General features: G+C 67.9%; 12 protein-coding genes. 11 read left to right on the forward strand and 1 reads right to left on the reverse strand.

All coding sequences use genetic code 11. From position 1 onward, the window contains the following. Positions 1 to 4 precede the first annotated feature (4 nt). The 5 genes from gmk to recG all read left to right on the forward strand — a co-directional run bounded on the left by gmk (position 5) and on the right by recG (position 5,899). The gene (gmk, locus tag THITHI_RS0109915) at positions 5 to 637 is read left to right on the forward strand and encodes a guanylate kinase (protein ID WP_018232936.1); all 633 of its coding nucleotides are present in this window, start codon (positions 5 to 7) and stop codon (positions 635 to 637) included. Positions 638 to 678: 41 nt separating this feature from the next. Beyond that, positions 679 to 939 carry a DNA-directed RNA polymerase subunit omega gene (gene rpoZ / locus THITHI_RS0109920; RefSeq protein WP_018232937.1) on the forward strand — a complete coding sequence of 87 codons (261 nt, stop codon included), beginning with the start codon at positions 679 to 681 and terminating at the stop codon, positions 937 to 939. A gap of 21 nt (positions 940 to 960) precedes the next feature. Further along, a complete protein-coding gene (gene spoT / locus THITHI_RS0109925; RefSeq protein ID WP_018232938.1) occupies positions 961 to 3,138 on the forward strand; it encodes a bifunctional GTP diphosphokinase/guanosine-3',5'-bis pyrophosphate 3'-pyrophosphohydrolase in 2,178 nt (725 codons plus the stop codon). A 134-nt stretch (positions 3,139 to 3,272) separates the two neighbouring features. Then, positions 3,273 to 3,656: a RidA family protein gene (locus THITHI_RS0109930; protein ID WP_018232939.1), complete on the forward strand. Its 384-nt coding sequence runs from the start codon at positions 3,273 to 3,275 to the stop codon at positions 3,654 to 3,656. Positions 3,657 to 3,841: 185 nt separating this feature from the next. Continuing rightward, entirely contained in the window at positions 3,842 to 5,899 is a 2,058-nt protein-coding gene (gene recG, locus THITHI_RS0109935) for an ATP-dependent DNA helicase RecG (RefSeq protein ID WP_018232940.1), read from the forward strand. Between the two features lie 57 nt (positions 5,900 to 5,956). Here the strand turns inward: recG and THITHI_RS0109940 are convergent, their stop codons facing one another. Beyond that, on the reverse strand, positions 5,957 to 6,202 hold the full coding sequence (locus tag THITHI_RS0109940) for a hypothetical protein (RefSeq protein WP_018232941.1): 246 nt from the start codon (positions 6,200 to 6,202) through the stop codon (positions 5,957 to 5,959). Between the two features lie 198 nt (positions 6,203 to 6,400). Between THITHI_RS0109940 and THITHI_RS0109945 the strand changes: the two genes are divergently transcribed. The 6 genes from THITHI_RS0109945 to THITHI_RS0109970 all read left to right on the forward strand — a co-directional run bounded on the left by THITHI_RS0109945 (position 6,401) and on the right by THITHI_RS0109970 (position 18,250). Then, positions 6,401 to 6,727, forward strand: a complete 327-nt coding sequence (locus THITHI_RS0109945) for a hypothetical protein (protein WP_156820513.1) — start codon at positions 6,401 to 6,403, stop codon at positions 6,725 to 6,727. A gap of 55 nt (positions 6,728 to 6,782) precedes the next feature. Further along, on the forward strand, positions 6,783 to 7,451 hold the full coding sequence (gene nfi, locus THITHI_RS0109950) for a deoxyribonuclease V (protein ID WP_018232943.1): 669 nt from the start codon (positions 6,783 to 6,785) through the stop codon (positions 7,449 to 7,451). A gap of 249 nt (positions 7,452 to 7,700) precedes the next feature. Beyond that, positions 7,701 to 10,862 carry a BTAD domain-containing putative transcriptional regulator gene (locus THITHI_RS0109955; protein ID WP_018232944.1) on the forward strand — a complete coding sequence of 1,054 codons (3,162 nt, stop codon included), beginning with the start codon at positions 7,701 to 7,703 and terminating at the stop codon, positions 10,860 to 10,862. A 109-nt stretch (positions 10,863 to 10,971) separates the two neighbouring features. Beyond that, positions 10,972 to 12,654: a ShlB/FhaC/HecB family hemolysin secretion/activation protein gene (locus THITHI_RS0109960; protein ID WP_018232945.1), complete on the forward strand. Its 1,683-nt coding sequence runs from the start codon at positions 10,972 to 10,974 to the stop codon at positions 12,652 to 12,654. Between the two features lie 35 nt (positions 12,655 to 12,689). Next, positions 12,690 to 17,513: a filamentous hemagglutinin N-terminal domain-containing protein gene (locus tag THITHI_RS19770; RefSeq protein ID WP_026186238.1), complete on the forward strand. Its 4,824-nt coding sequence runs from the start codon at positions 12,690 to 12,692 to the stop codon at positions 17,511 to 17,513. Continuing rightward, complete coding sequence (locus THITHI_RS0109970; protein ID WP_018232946.1) at positions 17,495 to 18,250, forward strand: FecR family protein; 756 nt, start codon at positions 17,495 to 17,497, stop codon at positions 18,248 to 18,250. Before THITHI_RS19770 ends, THITHI_RS0109970 begins: the two co-directional genes overlap by 19 nt. The last annotated feature ends 38 nt before the right edge of the window (positions 18,251 to 18,288 follow it).

Below are 18,288 nucleotides of genomic sequence, written 5' to 3' on the forward strand. Positions count from 1 at the left end.
AGCATTGTCCAAGGGAACCCTCTACATCATCTCCGCCCCCTCGGGGGCCGGCAAGACAAGCCTTGTCGCAAGGCTGCTGGAAACCCGGGAGAACCTGACCGTATCGGTGTCCCACACGACCCGGGCGCGGCGCCCGGGCGAGCAGGACGGGATCCATTACCACTTCACCGATGCGGAGACCTTCCTCGCCATGATCGAGGACGGGGCTTTCCTGGAACATGCCCGGGTCTTCGACAACCACTACGGCACCTCCCGCGCGGCGGTGCAGGAACAGCTGGACGGCGGGCTGGACGTGATCCTGGAGATCGACTGGCAGGGCGCCCGGCAGGTGCGCAAGCTCATGCCCGGCTGCCAGTCCATCTTCATCGTGCCGCCATCCCGGGCGGCACTTGAATCCCGGTTGCGTACGCGCGGACAGGACAGTGACCAGGTGATCGAACGCCGTCTCGGCGAGGCGGTCAAAGAGATCGAGCACCACGTGGAATACGACTACCTGGTGGTCAACGACGATTTCGACACCGCCCTGGGCGACCTGCAGTCGATCTTCCGGGCCAACCGCCTCACACTGCGCCCCCAGCTGGAGCGTCAGCGGGCCTTGTTGGCGGATCTGCTGGCTTCCGGGACTGGGAAAGCCTAAAATACTGAGTTCGAGCGAATTTTTTCGGAGCAGAGGATTTCATGGCCCGTATCACCGTAGAAGATTGCCTGGAACACGTGGATAACCGCTTTCAACTGGTGTTGGTCGCCGCCAAACGCGCCCGCCAGCTCTCCATGGGCCACGAGCCCCACGTGGACAGCGAGAACGACAAGCCCACCGTGATCGCGCTGCGCGAGGTCGCCGAAGGTCTCGTCGGGCCCCGGGTATTGGATGAGGTGGTGGCGGAGGAGCATGCGGCGGCTTCCGAGATCTCCGAGGACGAGGTGCGCGCGGAGCTCTGAAGGCATGCGCGCAGCCAGCCTATGGTGGAAACCGTCACATCCCCGCCCTCCACCACAGGTGTCGCGTCCAAGGAGAACACGCGATTCCTGGCGAGCGACCTGTGCGCCTACCTGGATAGCTATCTCGAGCCCGAACAGGTCAGCGAGGTCTACAAGGCCTACCTGTTCGGCGCCGAGGCCCATGACGGGCAGACCCGCCTCTCCGGCGAACCCTACATCTACCATCCCCTGGCCGTGGCGAAGACCATGGCCGAGATGCGGATGGACCACAAGTCCATCATCGCCGCCATCCTCCATGACGTCATGGAGGATACCCATATCAGCAAGGAGCGCATCATCACCGAGTTCGGTGAAGACGTGGCCGAACTGGTGGACGGCGTCTCCAAGCTCACCCACCTGAAGTTCCGTTCCAAGGCCGAGGCCCAGGCCGAGAACTTCCGCAAGATGATGCTGGCCATCACCAAGGATCTGCGCGTGATCCTGGTGAAGCTGGCCGACCGGTTGCACAACATGCGCACGCTGGGCGTCATGCGTCCGGACAAGCGCCGGCGCATCGCCCGCGAGACACTGGAGATCTACGCCCCCATCGCCCAGCGTCTGGGCATGAATGCCATCCGTCGCGAGCTGGAGCAGCTGGGCTTCGGCGCCATGTACCCGAACCGGTTCAAGGTGCTTCAGGACTCGGTCAATCGCGCCCGGGGCAACCGCAAGGAGGTGATGCAGAAGATCGAGACCGCCATCTGCGGGCGCATGGAGGAGGCCGGCATCGAGGCGCGCATCGTAGGGCGCGAGAAGAACCTCTACAGCATCTACCGCAAGATGAAACAGAAACGCCTGTCGTTCACCGAGGTGTTCGACGTGTTCGCGGTGCGCATCGTGGTCTCCGACGTGGATACCTGCTACCGGGCGCTTGGCGTGGTGCACAACCTCTACAAGCCTGTGCCCGGGCGCTTCAAGGACTACATCGCCATCCCCAAGGCCAACGGCTATCAGTCCCTGCATACAGTACTGTTCGGACCCCACGGGATCCCCATCGAAATTCAGGTCCGCACCGAGGAAATGGACCGCGTCGCCGAGAGCGGCATCGCTGCCCACTGGCTCTACAAGGCCGGCGACAGTCACTCCGCCACCGCACAGGCGCGCGCGCGGGAGTGGCTCAAGGGCGTACTGGAGATCCAGCAGAGCGCCGGCAACTCCATCGAATTCCTGGAGAACGTCAAGGTGGACCTCTTCCCCGAGGAGGTCTACATCTTCACGCCCCGTGGCGAGATCATGGAACTGCCCAAGGGTTCCACCGCCGTGGACTTCGCCTACGCGGTGCATTCGGATGTGGGCAACACCTGCGTGGCGGTGAAGATCGACCGGCGTCTGGCTCCGCTTTCCAGCCACCTGTTCAGCGGCCAGACCGTGGAGATCATCACGGCGCCGGGGGCGCGGCCCAACCCGGCATGGTTGTCCTTCGTGGTGACCGGCAAGGCACGCAGCAGCATCCGTCATTACCTCAAGAACCTGCGTGACGATGAGGCCGTCAGCCTGGGCCGCCGCCTGCTGGACAAGGCGCTCGTCGCCTACGGGTCGTCCCTGGAGCGTGTGGCGCCGGATCGCCTGGAGTCACTGATCACGGAGCTGAAGCAGCCGAGTCTCGACGCGTTGCTGATGGACATCGGCCTGGGCAACCGTATGGCGGGCCTGGTGGCCCGGCGCCTGTGCGGCGCCGAGGATGACTCCGGCGCCGTCATGCAGACCGCTCCGGACCGACCCCTGGCCGTGAAGGGTACCGAAGGGATGGTGCTGTCCTTCGCCCGATGCTGTTACCCGATCCCCGGCGACCCCATCGTCGGCGTCATCAGTACCGGCCGCGGCCTGGTGGTCCACCGCGAAACCTGCCGCAACGTGGCCGAGTTCCGCGACAAGCCGGACAAATGGATTCCGGTGGAATGGTCGCCCGAGCCGGGCGTGGAGTACCAGGCCGCCATCCGCGTGCAGACCGCCAACCAGCGCGGCGTGCTGGCGAGCCTGGCCACGGTGATCGCCGACATGGGATCCAACATCGAGAACGTCTCCTTCGATGAACGCGACGGGGCCACCACCACCATCACCTTCACCCTGTCGACCAAGGACCGCCGCCATCTGGCCAACATGATGCGCCGCATGCGGCGCCTGCCGGAGGTCATGAAGATCCAGCGTGCGCGCGGCTGAAGGTGCGCGTGAGGGGAGAGGTGTGAGGCGTAAGGCGCAGGTCGGGCTTTGACCCGGGTTGCGGCGGTCAAATCGCTTCTTGATCCTGTTAATCCTGTCCATTCACCATTCAAGAGAAACACAAGGAGCCAAGAATGCCCCGCGAGATCATCCGTACCGACAAGGCCCCCCAGGCCATTGGTACCTACTCCCTGGCCGTCAAGGCAGGCAACACCGTTTACCTCTCGGGTCAGATTCCGCTCGACCCCGCCACCATGGAACTGGTGACGGATTCCATGGAAGCGCAGATCCGCCGCGTGTTCGACAACCTGAAGGCGGTGGCGGAGGCCGCCGGCGGCAGTCTCGCGGATGTGGCCAAGCTCAATATCTTTCTGACCGACCTGACCCACTTCGCGCTGGTGAACCAGGTGATGGCCGAATACTTCAGCGAGCCCTACCCGGCCCGCGCCGCCATCGGAGTCGCCAGCCTGCCCAAGGGGGCGGCGGTGGAGATGGACGCGATTCTGGAGCTGGGCTGAGTCCCTGCTCTGTGCCGTTTCGGGATTGGTGCGACGGTCGGATGCAGTGAAGTAACGCAGAGGTCGCAGAGATGCAGAGTGCGCGGAGCCTTTATTATGAGAGGGCCTCTGCGTTGATCGCCGAGCGCCTGCCATGGAGTCGGTAGAATGAAAAGCCATGAGGGCTTGCGTGAGAACAGAGAAAAGTGACTGAATCCGTGACCGTACTCAAGGGCGTCGGGCCGAAGCTGGCCGAGAAGCTCGAGCGGCTCGGTATCCGCTCGGTGACGGATCTGCTGTTTCACCTGCCGCTGCGCTACCAGGACCGCACCCGGGTCATCCCCATGGGCAGTCTGCGCCCCGGCGACGAGGGCGTGGTGGAAGGGGTGGTGGAACACGCGGAAGTCGTCTACCGGGGCAGGCGCATGCTGCTGGCGCGCCTGGCCGACGGCACAGGCAGCGTCACCCTGCGATTCTTCCATTTCTCCACCGCGCAGCAGCAGGGGCTCGTGCGCGGCGTCCGGTTGCGCTGTTTCGGCGAAGCCCGGCGCGGACAGGCGGGCCTCGAGTTTGTGCACCCGGAATACCGGTCCGTGAACGACGGGTCCACCGTCGACGACACCCTGACCCCCATCTATCCCGCCACGGAAGGGCTGCATCAGTTGAGCCTGCGACGGCTCACGGACGATGCCCTGGCGCGGCTCGACAGGCTGCCGGACTGGCTGCCGCCGGGGGTGCTGGCCGGGGCCGGACTTCCGGATCTGGAGTCCGCGTTGCGCACCGTGCACCGCCCGCCGCCCGACATCCCGGTGGCGGCGCTGCTGGACGGACGCCACCCGGCGCAACGGCGCCTCGCCTTCGAGGAGCTGGTGGCGCATCACCTGAGTCTCGCGCGCCTGCGGGCACGCACCGCCCGGGAGCCCGCCCCGCCGGTCGCCGTCGAAGGGGTTCTCCTCAAGCAGCTCACCGACCGCCTGCCCTTTTCACTCACCGGCGCCCAGCAGCGGGTGATCCGTGAACTGGCCGCGGACATGGCGCGACCCCATCCCATGCTGCGTCTGGTCCAGGGGGACGTGGGGGCAGGCAAGACCCTGGTGGCCGTGGCCGCCTGTCTGAACGCCGTGGAGGCCGGTTACCAGGCGGCCGTCATGGCGCCCACGGAGATCCTGGCCGAGCAGCACTTCCACAATTTCCGTGAACAGCTGGAACCGCTGGGTGTCCGGGTCGCCTGGCTTTCCGGCAAGCTCACCGCGAAGGCCCGCCGTGAGGCCCTGGCCGACGTGGCCGGGGGACGTGCCCGGGTGGCCGTGGGCACGCATGCGCTCTTTCAGGGTGACGTCGCCTTCGACAACCTCGCCCTGGTGGTGATCGACGAACAGCACCGTTTCGGCGTACACCAGCGCATGGCGTTGCGGGAGAAGGGCAACAGGGACGGCCGCCTGCCCCACCAGCTCATCATGACCGCCACGCCGATTCCGCGGACTCTGGCCATGACCGCCTACGCGGATCTGGACGCGTCCGTCATCGACGAACTGCCGCCGGGACGCACGCCTGTCCGGACCGTGGCCGTGAGCGATGCCCGCCGGGCGGAGGTGGTGGAACGTATCAGCGCAGCCGTGGCCGAAGGCCGTCAGGCCTACTGGGTGTGCACACTGATCGAGGAATCCGAGGCCCTGCAGGCACAGGCCGCGGAGGACGCCTTCGCGAGCCTCACCGACGCGCTGCCCCACCTTAGCGTGGGCCTGGTGCACGGACGCATGAAGCCGAAGGACAAGGAGTCGGTCATGGCCCGCTTCAAGTCGGGCGGGATCCAGCTGCTGGTGGCCACCACGGTCATTGAGGTGGGGGTGGACGTGCCCAACGCCTCACTCATGATCATCGAGAACGCGGAACGTCTGGGCCTTGCCCAGCTTCACCAGTTGCGCGGCCGAGTCGGGCGCGGCACCACGGAAAGCTCCTGCGTACTGCTCTACCGTCCACCCCTGTCGGACATCGCCCGCAAACGCCTGGATGCGCTTCGCGCCACCACCGACGGCTTCGAGATCGCGCGCATCGACCTGGACCTGCGCGGCCCCGGCGAGGTGCTCGGCACCCGCCAGACAGGCACGATGCAGTTTCGCATCGCCGACATCCTGCGCGACCAGGACATGCTCGACTCGGTCAAGCGCACCGCCCGCAGCCTGCTGGACCGGTACCCGGAGCACGTGGACCCGCTCATCGAACGATGGTTGAGCGGCTCGGAGGAATACGGCAGGGTCGGATAGGACGTGCGGGCCACCGCTCATTGCATCGAGCCCACCGGGCCTCCCCGGAAGTCAGTACTACTGACCCAGAATCTTCAGTGCCTTCGCCAGGGTGTCCACCGACTCCCGGTGTCTGCCGGCATTGTGCAGTTCCTCGCCCTCGGCACGATACTTCCGTACTTCGGCCAGTTGCCCCTCGCTCAGCTGCGGGTTCTGGGCCAGGGCCTCGTCGATCTTGCGCATGTCGGCGGGGCAATGCATGGCGAATGCCACGGATGTGGCCAGCAGCAGCGCCACGGTAAGCAGGGTTTGCTTCAGTTTCATGATGGGACTCCTGGATCACGCCGGGTGGCTGGACGGGCGCGGAGGTGCCGGTCGGCGCCGGCGTCCGGTCTCGGGTCGGGGTTTGGCGCGTGGCCCGACACGCGGGCGACGCGTCTATACCCTATAGGCCCACTCGGATAAAGGGTCAAGCATGGCGCCACTTGCGGCCGGGGGTGCCATGTTGCCGCCGCTGCCCTCATGATGGAGGTCATGGACTCCCCCGGCGCCCATTCGATCCGCATTCCCTGGCCGCTCATCCGCCTGGCCGCACTGGTCGTCGTAGTGCTCGTGTTCGGCTTTGCCGGGGTATGGACCGGTATCCGCACAGCAGGCGGATTGCTCGTGGTGTTCGCGATCGTGCAACTGGCGCGGCGATTTGCCGGGGATGCCACCCGCTGCGAGATATCCGGCCAGCTCCCGGTCTGGCCGGCGCTGCTGCTCGCGGCGGTGCAGGCGAGTGTCGGGGTAGTGATGCTGGTGCGGCCCGCGGCCATTCTCGGCCTGCTCGGGGTCGAGGGCTTGTGAAGGCGGTGCAACGTCATCGACAGGTCATCCGGAGGACCCCCCGGGGCTATAAAGCATGCGACTGAAACTCCATCATGCCCATGCTTGGAACCTCTCCCCCGCCGATGCACGCCAACTGCAGGGGCGTCTCGCCGCCTGCGTCGTGCGCGAGGACCGCCCCGGCACGACTCACCGCGTGGCGGGCGTGGACGTGGGCTTCGAGTCGGGCGGGCGGGTCACCCGGGCGGTGGTCTCTGTCATGTCCTGGCCGGATCTCGCGCCGGTGGAGGATGTGCTGGCGAGAAGAGCCACGACGTTCCCCTATGTACCGGGCCTGCTCTCGTTCCGGGAACTGCCGGCGGTCCTCGATGCACTGGAACAGTTGTCCGCGCTGCCCGATCTGCTCCTGTGTGACGGACAGGGCATCGCACATCCGCGCCGGCTCGGCATTGCCGCGCATCTGGGCGTGCTGACCGACCTGCCCGCCATCGGCGTGGGCAAGAGCCGCCTGATCGGTGTGCACGAGCAGGTCCCCGCGCATCGGGGGGCATGGCGCGAACTCCGCGACGGCGACGAGGTGATCGGCGCCGTGCTGCGCACCCGGGCACGGGTGAAGCCGGTGTACGTCTCCGTCGGACACCGGATCTCGCTGGCAACCGCCATCGACGTGGTGCTTCAGGCCGCCCCCCGCTACCGCCTGCCGGAGCCCATCCGCCGTGCAGACCGGCTGGCTTCGCGGCACTGATCCGTATCCGCCGGCGCGTCCGTGCCGGGGCCTCGAAAGCGCTGTGGCCGATCGCCCTGGATGCCTCCCACCGCCTGTCGCGAGTCGGCGCGTGACCATGTTCCGAATTCTTGAGGCCAGGGGGGTACGGCGGTATGCTTGTGCTTATAATGGCAATAAAAAAATTTGGGGGCTTCTCTGGTCTTGACGCAATTCCTTTGCAGCCAGGGCGGGCAACTTGCTCAATAATCTAGGTATTTGACGCCTTCGATGTCCGCCCATCCGCTTCCGGCCTGGCTTACGCCACCCTATGCATCCGGACTCGCCCCGCGCGAGCGGCTCCTGACACGTCTGGAAAGTGCCAGCCCCGTGGTCTGGCTGCACGCCCCTGCCGGCTCGGGCAAGACCGCTCTGGTCAGTGACTGGTTCCGGCGTTCCGCCCGGCCGGGTATCTGGTACGAGGCCGAGGCCAGCGGGCGGGATCCCGCCGGCCTGTTCCGGGTGCTGTCCACTGCGCTGGGCGATGAACCGGCACTGCCGACCTTCTCCGCTGAGCGGCAGGCGGGTCTTGAGCGGTTTTCCCGGCTCTTCTTTCGGGAGCTGTATGCCCGGATGCCGCCTGACTGCGTTCTGGTGATCGACAACTGCGAAACGATTCAGGAGGAGCCCACCTTCGCGGTTATCCTGGGCGCCGCCGTGCAGGAGCGTCTTGCCGAGACCCGGATCCTGGTGACCTCGCGGCTCGCGCCCCCGGGAGAGTGTGCCCGCATGCGCCTGCAAGGGGTCATGGAGGTCATCGAGGCGGACGAGCTGGCCCTGCAGCGTGACGAGGCGCGCGAGATCGCAAGGCTCCACGCTTCCGGGAGCGGCCCGGACGAGGCGGCCATCGATGCCCTGTGGCAACGCAGTCGCGGTTGGCTGGCGGGTTTCCTGCTCCTGCTGCAGGGGCGCGCCCATGAAGCCGGCGCGGGCGGTCCCGGTAACGCACCTCCCCTGCTCGGCGCGTACCTCCATCACGAGGTGCTGGCCTCCATCGGGGCAACCGACCTGGAACAGCTGCTGGACGTGGCGGTCCTCCCCTGGACCACGGCGGAAATGGCCACGGAACTGACCGGCAATGGCGCCTGCGCCCGGTCGCTCGAAGAGCTGGCCGAACGCCATATGCTCGTCAGCCGGCACCAGGCCGCGGAGTCCTCCCATGTCTATGAAGTCCATCCCTTGCTGCGCGACTACCTGCGGGCACGGGCGCGGGAGATCCTTCCGGCCGAAAAGCTGGCCGCATTGCACGCGAAGGCCGGCCAGTTGCTGTTGCAGGCCGGTGACCGCGAGACGGGCATCAGACTGCTGCTGGATGCGCAGGCCTGGGACGCGGCCGTGCCGATACTGCTCGATCTGGCCCCGGAACTGGCCATGACAGGCCGGTTCCAGACACTGCACGGCTGGCTCGAGGCCTTTCCGCCGGCGGTGATGGCCGGGCAGCCGTGGCTCGCTTACTGGCAGGCCGTGTGCCTCTTGCCCGTCAACCCCCTGGCCGCCCGCGAGCAATTGGCCCGCTGCCAGACCGCCTTCATGGAGGCGGGCGACCTTCCCGGCGCCCTGTCCGCCTGGATCAGCCTGATGGAAAGCGTCTGGCTGGCCTGGGACGACTGCCACCTGCTCGACCCCTGGCTGGACACCATGCCGCTGTCTCCGTCAAGCCGGGTCTGGCAGGCGCTGCCGCCCCAACTGACGGACCGGGCGTCCACCTACGCCCTGCTCGGGCTCCTGCTCCGGCGGCCCGGCGATCCCGCCGTCAGGGCCTGGGCCGGGCGGCTGCACGACGCATTGAGCGCGGGGAGCGAACCGGACAGGCAGTTGCGCCTCGCCTACCCGCTGATGATCGAGGCCCTCTGGTTCAGCGGCGACCGTGCGGCCGCCCGTCGGCTGGCCGGCTGTTATCTGCCCCTGATCCGGGACAAGGGCACGGATCCTCTGTTACGCCTGATGTGGAAGGCCGCCGAAGCGGGGCTCCATTTCTGGTGTGACGACGGACCGGAGGACTGCATCGCATGCGTCGAGACAGGCCTGGAGCTGGCCCGGGAATCCGGCATCCCTTCCCAGGATCTGCAGTTGATCTCGCTGGCGGTGTACGCCGCCCTTGCCCACGGGCAGGCGGATGCCGCGCGCGGCTGGCTGGATCGCATGGCCCGGACCGTCCGTATGAGCCGGGTGCTGGATGTCAGCCTGCATCATTTCCTGCTCGCCTGGGAGGCCCACACACGCGGGGACACGAAGACCGCCCTTGCCCACGCCCTGGAGGCGGAAAGGCTCGGCGTGAAGGGCGGCTGGGTCCATGCGATCGTGACCAACAGGATCGGGGTGGCGCAGGCCGCCTTCGCGGCCGGCAACCGTCGCCTGGCTGCACGCATGCTCTCCGTTGCCAACCGTCTGGCAAAGACCACCGGAAGCACCCTCTACCTGACCCAGGTGCAGCTCACCGCGGCACGCCACGCCCTTGAGGCGGGGCACCGGCGCTACGGCCTTTCACTGCTGGCCCGGGGCATGGCCGAGGCGGCCCGGCTGAATCTGCGCAGCCTGCTTTTCTGGACGCCGGCAGAGACGGCTCGCCTGTGCAGGGAAGCGCTGCTGGCCGGTGTCGAAACCGCCTATGTGCGCGACCTGGTCACCGGGCGCGGCCTCGAGCTCGCGGCGCCGCCGGTGGAGCTCCGGGACTGGCCCTGGGATCTCACCCTTGAGGCCCTGGGCGGCCTGCGCGTCACCAGGGCCGGTGAGCCCCTCGAAACGCTGGGCGCCCGTTCCAGGGAGATGCTCATGGCCGTGGTAGCCGAAGGAGGCGAAATCGCTCACGAGCAGCTCATGGATCTGCTGTGGCCGGACGCCGAAGGAGACGCGGCACGGCGTTCCTTCGACACCACCCTGCACCGCCTTCGCGCCCAGCTGGGTTGCGCCGACATACTGCGCCTGCGCAGTGGCCGACTGACCCTGAACCCGGGGCGCTGCTGGCTGGATCTGGTCGCCTTCCGCCGCCACCTGGATCTGGCCGCCGCCGGGGGCAACGATCAGCAGCGGCTGGAACACTGGCTCGCGGCCCACGCCCTCTACCGGGGCCCCCTGCTCGACGGCGAGACGGTCCCCGGCCTCGCCACGGCGCGGCGCCGTCTGGAACGGGCCTACGTGGACGCCGTCGTGCACGGGGCGGCTACGCTGGGACGGCTCGGCCGTGACCCGGAAGCCGAGCGCCTCTGCGAGGAGGCCATCGAACGGGCGCCGGGGGCGGAAATCCTCTACCGCTGGCTGTTTGACCGCTATTCGGCCCAAGGCCGGCGCCACGAGGCCGCCGGCATCCTCGAGCGCTGTCGCGAGGCGCTGGAAGCTCTTGGAAGTCAGTTGTCTGACTCTTTCCGGATGGTCGACGCCAAGCGCCTGCGCTGACCTCGCGCCTCGTCGACCACCCCCGGGGCACCGGCTGTAAGAGCCCTGTAAGACGCCACCGCCGATACTTCTCCCGCAAGTGGATGTGTATCGCGTTGGAGGGGGCAGGGTGTTCGTCACGATCCGGGTCAACAGGGGAGCCGCCCGGCGGCATCATCGAACCCTCCTGGCGGGCGTTGTCTGGGCGCTGCTATGGGCGGGGGGGGCATCGGCCCTGGAGGTCCCTCCGACGCCGGGGGCCATCGAGGAGAGCCTGCGCCTTGCGCCGGAGATGCCGGTCTCGGACGACGTCCCGGTGCTCGACGAACCGCCGGCCGTGCGCCGGGAAACCGTCCCGCCCGGCGGGCCCGGGATCCCGGTACGCCGCTTCACCTTCGAGGGCAACACCGTCTATGGTGACGACGAACTGCGCGCGGTGATCGCCGACCGGGAAGGCCTGGAGCTGACCCTGGAGGAGATCTACGCCGCAGCCGACCGCCTGACCGCCTTCTATCTGGATAACGGCTACAGCGTCGCCCTGGTCACCGTGCCGGCACAGCGCGTCACGGACGGCATCGTCCGCCTTCAGGTGATCGAGGGCCGGATCGGCGAACTGCACTTCGAGGGCAATGAGAGCTACGACCGCACGGTGCTGCGCCGCCACCTGCACACCGTGGAAAGTGGCACCCTTGTGCGCTTCGACCGCCTTGAGCGCAGCCTGCTCCTGCTCAACGACCTGCCGGGCCTCGTGGCGCGCTCCGTGCTCGTTCCCGGTGATGAGCCCGGCACTTCCGACCTCCGCCTGAGGGTGGAGGAGACCCCCTGGAGCGGCCGCGTGATCCTGGACAACCACGGTCCGGAGAGTGTCGGCCAATGGCGCCTGAGTGCCGATGCCGGGTTCAACAACCTCTCCGGCGCCGGCGACCGCCTGGACCTGGGCGCCACCGTCTCCGAGAGCAACCTGCTGCGTCAGGGGCGCATCGGCTGGTCGCGTCCGGTCGGTTACGACGGCGGGCGCCTGGCGCTGAACTACAGCCGCGCGGACTACGATGTGGGCGGCGAATTCACCCACCTGGACATCTCCGGGCGCAGCGAAATGGCGCGGGCCCGCTACACCCATCCGCATGTGCGCAGCCGGGGCCGGAACCTCTACTGGTACGTCGGCGCCAGCCGGACCCGGGGCCGGTCCGTCATGGAAGGCATCCCCGACCCCCTGACGGACGGGCGGGTCGATCTGCTGGAGGCGGGCCTGCATTTTGACGCACTCGGTGAACGCACGCGTCACAGCGCCTCACTCCAGCTGGGAAGCAACCTGCACCGCAACGCCACCCGCCGAGACGGTCTGACCCGGGACGGGGGCGTTCCCCTGCGTCTTGGCCTGTCCGCCGGGAGCGAACGTTTCCTGGCAGACGGCTGGAGCCTGTCCGGGCGAGGCGAACTGCAGCTCTCCGCCGATCCCCTGCCGGACGCGCTGCAGTTCGGCATCGGCGGACCGCACAGCGTGCGCGGCTTTGTCGCCTCACGCCAGCGCGGCGACCAGGGCGTTTTCACCAGCGCCGAACTGCGCCGTTATCACCGCCTGGAAAACGGCTTTGTCACCCTGCGCGGGTTCATCGATGCCGGGCACATCAACCGCCGGCAGCCCCTGGACGGCCAGGACAGGAACGACACGCTGGCGGCCGCAGGCGCCGGCGTGAGCGTGCTGCTCAGGGAACGCTACAGCCTCGACATGTCCTGGGCGAAACCCGTCCACGGACGCGAATCCGGTGACGATTCGAACCGGTTCTGGATGACCGTGGGCGCGGCGTTCTGATGTCCCGAACCCGTGCCTGCTTGAGGAGAACGACCATGGCCGATGGACCAAGGCAGAATGCCGGCAGCTTCCCCCTCAGTCCGTTGCGCGCCGCCATCCGCCGTGCGCTGCATCCGCGCCACGTCCTGATCCTTGCCCTGGTGGGCCCGGGCGCGGCGCTGGCCGACCCCGTCGGCGGGAACGTGGTGCGCGGCGAAGCGGTGATCACCCGCCCCGATCAGAGCACGACGCTGATCGACCAGAGCAGCCAGCGGGCCGTCATCGACTGGCAGAGCTTCAATATCGGTGCCGGAGAGCTGGTGCGCTTCATACAACCCGGGCGGGATGCAGCCACCCTGAACCGCGTGACCGGCGGCAGCGCCAGCGAGATCCTCGGCGCCCTGGAGGCCAACGGGCAGGTCTTTCTGGTCAACCCGCAGGGTATCCTGTTCGGTGCCGGCGCCCGGGTCGACGTCCACGGACTGGTGGCGACCACGCTGGATATCGACAACGACGCGTTCATGGCGGGCCGCCACGAGTTCGAGCGCAGTGCCGCTTCGCCGGCCGAGGGCGTCGGCGTTCTCAACCGGGGGCTGCTGAACGCCAACGAGGGATACATCGTTCTGGCCGGCGATTACACCGCCAACGAAGGCATCGTGCAGGCGCGCCTGGGCCAGGTCGCCCTGGCCGCCGGCAACCGCATCACCCTCGACATCGAGGGTGACCGCCTGCTCAGCATCGCCGTCGACGAGGCGGTGCTGACGGGGCGCGCCGGCGTGGAGAACCTGGGCAGCCTGATCGCCGACGGCGGCCGGGTCATCATGACCGCCAGCGTCGCCCGCGAGCTGGCCGCCACGTCGGTGAACAACCAGGGCGTGGTGCGCGCACGCACGGTGGAGGAACTGCCCGGCGAGGTGTTCCTCCTTGGCGGCATGGAACACGACCGCATCGTGGTGGGCGGCACGCTCGATGCCTCCGCCCCCGATGGCGGCGACGGCGGTTTCATCGAGACCAGCGCGGCCGCCCTGCGCTTCGACGACCCGACCGTGACGGGGGCGGCCCCGCACGGCAAGGGCGGGCTGTGGCTGATCGACCCGACCGATATCACCATCGCCGCCGACAGCTGCAGCGGCGACAACTGCCTGACGGCCGTTCAGATCGTCAACACCCTGAGCGAAGGGGTGGACGTCACGATCGAGACGGTCGCGGCGGGCGACGATGCCGGCAACATCACCGTCGATGCCACCATCACAAAGTTCGACGGCCCTGACGCGACGCTGACGCTGAGCGCGCACAACGACATCAACATCAACGCCAGCATCACCAGCACCAGCGACCGGCTGAACCTGGTGCTCAATCCGGATTCGGACGCAAGCGGCAGCGGTCAGGTCAACGTCGACTCCGGGCGGATCGATACCAACGGCGGCACCGTCGACGCGTCGGGAAAGACCATCACGCTCAATAGCGGGCGGATCGACAACAGCACCATCATCGCCAGCAACCTGGCCACCAGCGGCACATCCGAATTGAGCAACGCCACCATCGGCAGCGATCTGATCCTAGCAGGAGGCTTGCGCGTCTTTGGCAGCCTCCTGCTGGCCGACGGCGTCACTTTCACCACCGGCAGCCAACACGTTCGGTTCAGAAGTGCGGCCAATGTGATCGGCTTGGCCGACGGTGCCACGTCGGCGACGTTGATCGGCGGTGGCGGCGCACTTCTTGCCAACGACGCCAACAACAATGGGACCGTGACGATCGCCGAAGGCGTGACACTGACGGGTTGGGGCGATATCCGCCAGGCATGGAACAATGGCCATTGGATCAATTACGGCACCATTACCAATACCGGGGGACGGACGATCAGTCCGACGAGTTTCACCAACCACGGCACGGTGCGGGCTGAGTCGGGGAGAATCAACCTCTCGCCCACCAATCTCCACCTCGAGGCGGGCAACACGCTCAGTACAGCGGGCGGGACCCTGTACATCCGCCCGGGCAGTGCCTGGAGCAATGCCGAAGGCACCACCGAACTGACCTCCGGTATCCTGGAGCTGTATGGGGGTCCGACACCGGAGAGACTCGGTACGCTGGTTCGCACGGGCGGAGCGCTCCGCCTCAACGGCACGATCGATCTGGGCAACAGCGAGACGCCGCTCGACATCGGCGACGGGGGCGACTACGGTCCGGGAGGTGTCGACACGTTCTCCGGAGTGATCAGGAACGGAACCATCGTGGGTGACACCCTGACGATGCAGAACTGCTTTGTGTCCACGTGTTATTTCGAGAACGTCACGATTGGCAGCGATCTGGTCCTGACTGGTGGTGGCCAGCTGAACATTCATGACAATCTGTTGCTGGCCGACGGCGTCACCCTCGACATCGGCAGTTCATGGGTCTATTTCGTCAACAGAAGCGGCGCTGGCGCGCACGCCGCCATCGGTCTGGCGGACGGCGCCACCTCGGCGGCACTGACCGGCACCGGGGTGCTGTACCTGTACGACCTTGATTTTGACTCCGCGACCGGGACCATCGGCAGCGGCGTGACGTTGGCAGGCGCGATCAGTCTCAGGCGAGACCTTTGGTACCCCGGTAACTGGATCAACGAAGGCACCATCCTCTACACGACCACCGGCACACCGACGATCTGGGCGTCGGAGTTCACCAACAACGGCACAATGCGGGTGGAGGCAGGGACCGTCAACGTCGACGCCACCGAATTCATGCAGTCGGGGACGTTGATCGTCGATGCCGGAGCGGCCCTCGCAAGTAACGCCGACATCGTCAATGAAGGCACGCTGGCGGGCGGCGGCACATTGGCCCTGGGTGACGGAGCGCTCACCAACAAGGGCACCATCGCCCCGGGCGCCTCCCCCGGCACCCTGACCATCGACGGTGACCTGATCATGGACGCCGCCAGCGTCCTGGACATCGAGCTTGGCGGGACCGCCGAGGGCGAGCATGACCGCGTGCACGTGACCGGTGATGTCACCCTCGGCGGCACCGTCAACGCCACCCTGTTCGGCGGCTATGTGCCGGTCGGCGGCGACTTCATGCCCTTCGTGACCATGGACGGCACGAGCGGCGGCACCTTCGATGTGCTGAACCTGCCGACAGGCTTCACCGTGGGCTATGCACTGGCCCCGGGCGAGGCGGCCCGCCTGATTCATGCGGCGCTGGGCGGACCCAACACCTTCATCAATGCGGAAGGGGACCTGAGCTGGCACCAGGATGCCAACTGGTCGCTGGGCTGGATGCCCGTGCCCGACGACGATGTGCTGATCAGCGCCGGGTATGACGTGCTCTACAACCAGGGCACCAGCACCATCGCCACGCTGACCATCAACGGCGGCAACGCCCTGGAGGTGGCGGCCGGGGAGCTGACGGTGACCGGCGCGGCGGACGTGGCCGGTGCGGTATCGGTGACCGGGGGCGCGCTGAACCTGAATGGAACCGCCAACATCGCCGACCTGGCGATCACGGCCGGGCAGTTCAATCTCAACGACTCCGCGACCGTCGGCGCGGCAGCGCTTTCCGGCGGGACCCTCGGCGGAGCCGGCGATGTGACCGTGACCGGTGCGCTCGACGTCACCGGGGCAAGCTCCATCTCCGGATCGGGGACGCTGATCACCGAGGGTCCGGCCACCCTCGGCGCCAACCTGACAGCGAGCGGTGGCCTGCACTGGATCAACGAGGGGGTGCTGAACGTCACCGGCGGCACCCTGTGGATCCAGAACGCCGCGTTCACCAATGCCGCCGGGGCCTCGCTGACACTCGCGGGTGCGGCGTCGATGGATCTCGACGGCAACAGCACCCTGACCAACGCAGAAGGTGCCACGCTCAATCTCTCCACCAGCGCCGCCACGCCGCTGCGCACCGATGACGGTGACGTGGCCGTGATCAACGCGGGCACGCTGAATCACACCGGGGCGGGTGTGCACGCGCTCTCCGGTTTTTCCTTGAGCAACACCGGCACCATCCATGTCGGCGCCGGCACGCTGGACGTGGCGGCCGACTTCGGGGTGAATGCAGGTACGATCACTGTCGCCCCCGGCGCCACCTTCCGGAGGACCGGCGGCTTCACCAACACCGGCATGATCTCCGGCGAGGGCACCGTGGCGGTGGGCGCGGGCAACGTGCTCACCAACAGCGGCACGGTGGCCCCGGGCGCCTCCCCCGGCACGCTGACCATCGACGGCGATTTCACCCAGACGGCCGGGGGTGTGCTGTCGATCACCCTGGACGACCCGACCCCCGGCGGGCACGGCGTGCTGGCCGTGAGCGGGACGGCGACCCTGGGCGGCACCGTCGCGTTCAACGGCGCCGGGGCCGAGGGCGACTATCCGTTCCTGACCGCGAGCCAGGTGGCCGGGGAGTTCGGGGCCATCGGCGGGACCCTGGAGCCCGAACTGACCTACGCCACGGACCACGCGCTGGCTTCGCTGGGTGTGACTCCGGTGCCGGTCGAGCCGGAGCCGGTGCCCGAACCCGATCCGGTGCCCGAGCCGGTGCCGGAACCCCAGCCGCTCCCTGAGCCGGAACCACAACCCGAACCGGAGCCCGAGCCCGAGCCCGAACCCCAGCCTGAGCCCGAACCAGCGCCGGAGCCCGAGCCGGAGCCCCAGCCCGACCCGATGCCGGGCCAGGCGCCGGCCCTCGTGCCGGGCCACATCGAGCAGGTGCTGGCCGGCTGGGTGAACGGTCCGACGGCAGGTGCGGAGCCGCCCCTGCCGATGGCGTCCGCGCAGGGCGGGGAGGCCGGTGGGTCGGATACGGGCGGTTCCGGCCCCGAGGGCGATGTGGACGCGCCGCTGCGCGATCAGCCGCTGTTCGATCTGGTGGATGGCGGCGTGGGGGGTCAGATATGCATCTGCGATCGGTAATCCCCGCCGCGGGGTGGCTCGCCCTCGCCCTCCTCCTGATCGCGGGCATCGCATCGGCCCACGCGGCGGACCCGGCGGCCCGGGTGGCCGCCATCGCCGGGGAAGTGTCGGCCATCGGCCGTGACGGGGCGAGCCGCGAACTGCGCCAGGACATGGAGATCCACGCGGGCGACACCATCCGGACCGGGGCGGGCGGGCGCGTGCGGCTCGTGTTCAGCGACGGCAGCGCCCGGACCCTGCGCCCGAGCACTATCCTGGTGATCGAGGCATACCGCCACGAGGGCAATGCAGAGACCGATTCCAGCGTCTCACGCCTGATACGCGGCGGCATGCGGGCGGTGACCGGCGCCATCGGAGCGGCCAGCCCCGAGAGCGAGCGCACCGAGACACCGGTGGGGACCATAGGCATTCGCGGCACGGAGTACCTGGCCCGGTTCTGTCGCGGGGATTGCGCCGACGGACAGGTCCCGGGGGAGGAGCCGCCGGCGGATGGCCTCTACACCCATACCCTGAGCGGCGCCACCGTGGTGACGGGTGTCCAGGTGGCGGCAGGCCTGTCGTCCCACACGGACATGCAGGGCCGTACCCGGCTGTTGACCCGGATGCCTTCGGTCCTGGAGGACCGCGAAGCGGGCATCGACTGGCTGGGTACCGGTATCCCCGGAACCGAGACAGTGGATACCGTGTTCGAGATCCCGGCCCAGCACGTGGGCACGCGGTTCCTGCTTTGTGATTGAGACATGCGCCCGTGGGCTGCCCGGCGCATCGGGGCCGG

The organism is Thioalkalivibrio thiocyanodenitrificans ARhD 1, assembly GCF_000378965.1.
Lineage (GTDB): Bacteria > Pseudomonadota > Gammaproteobacteria > Ectothiorhodospirales > Ectothiorhodospiraceae > Thioalkalivibrio_A > Thioalkalivibrio_A thiocyanodenitrificans.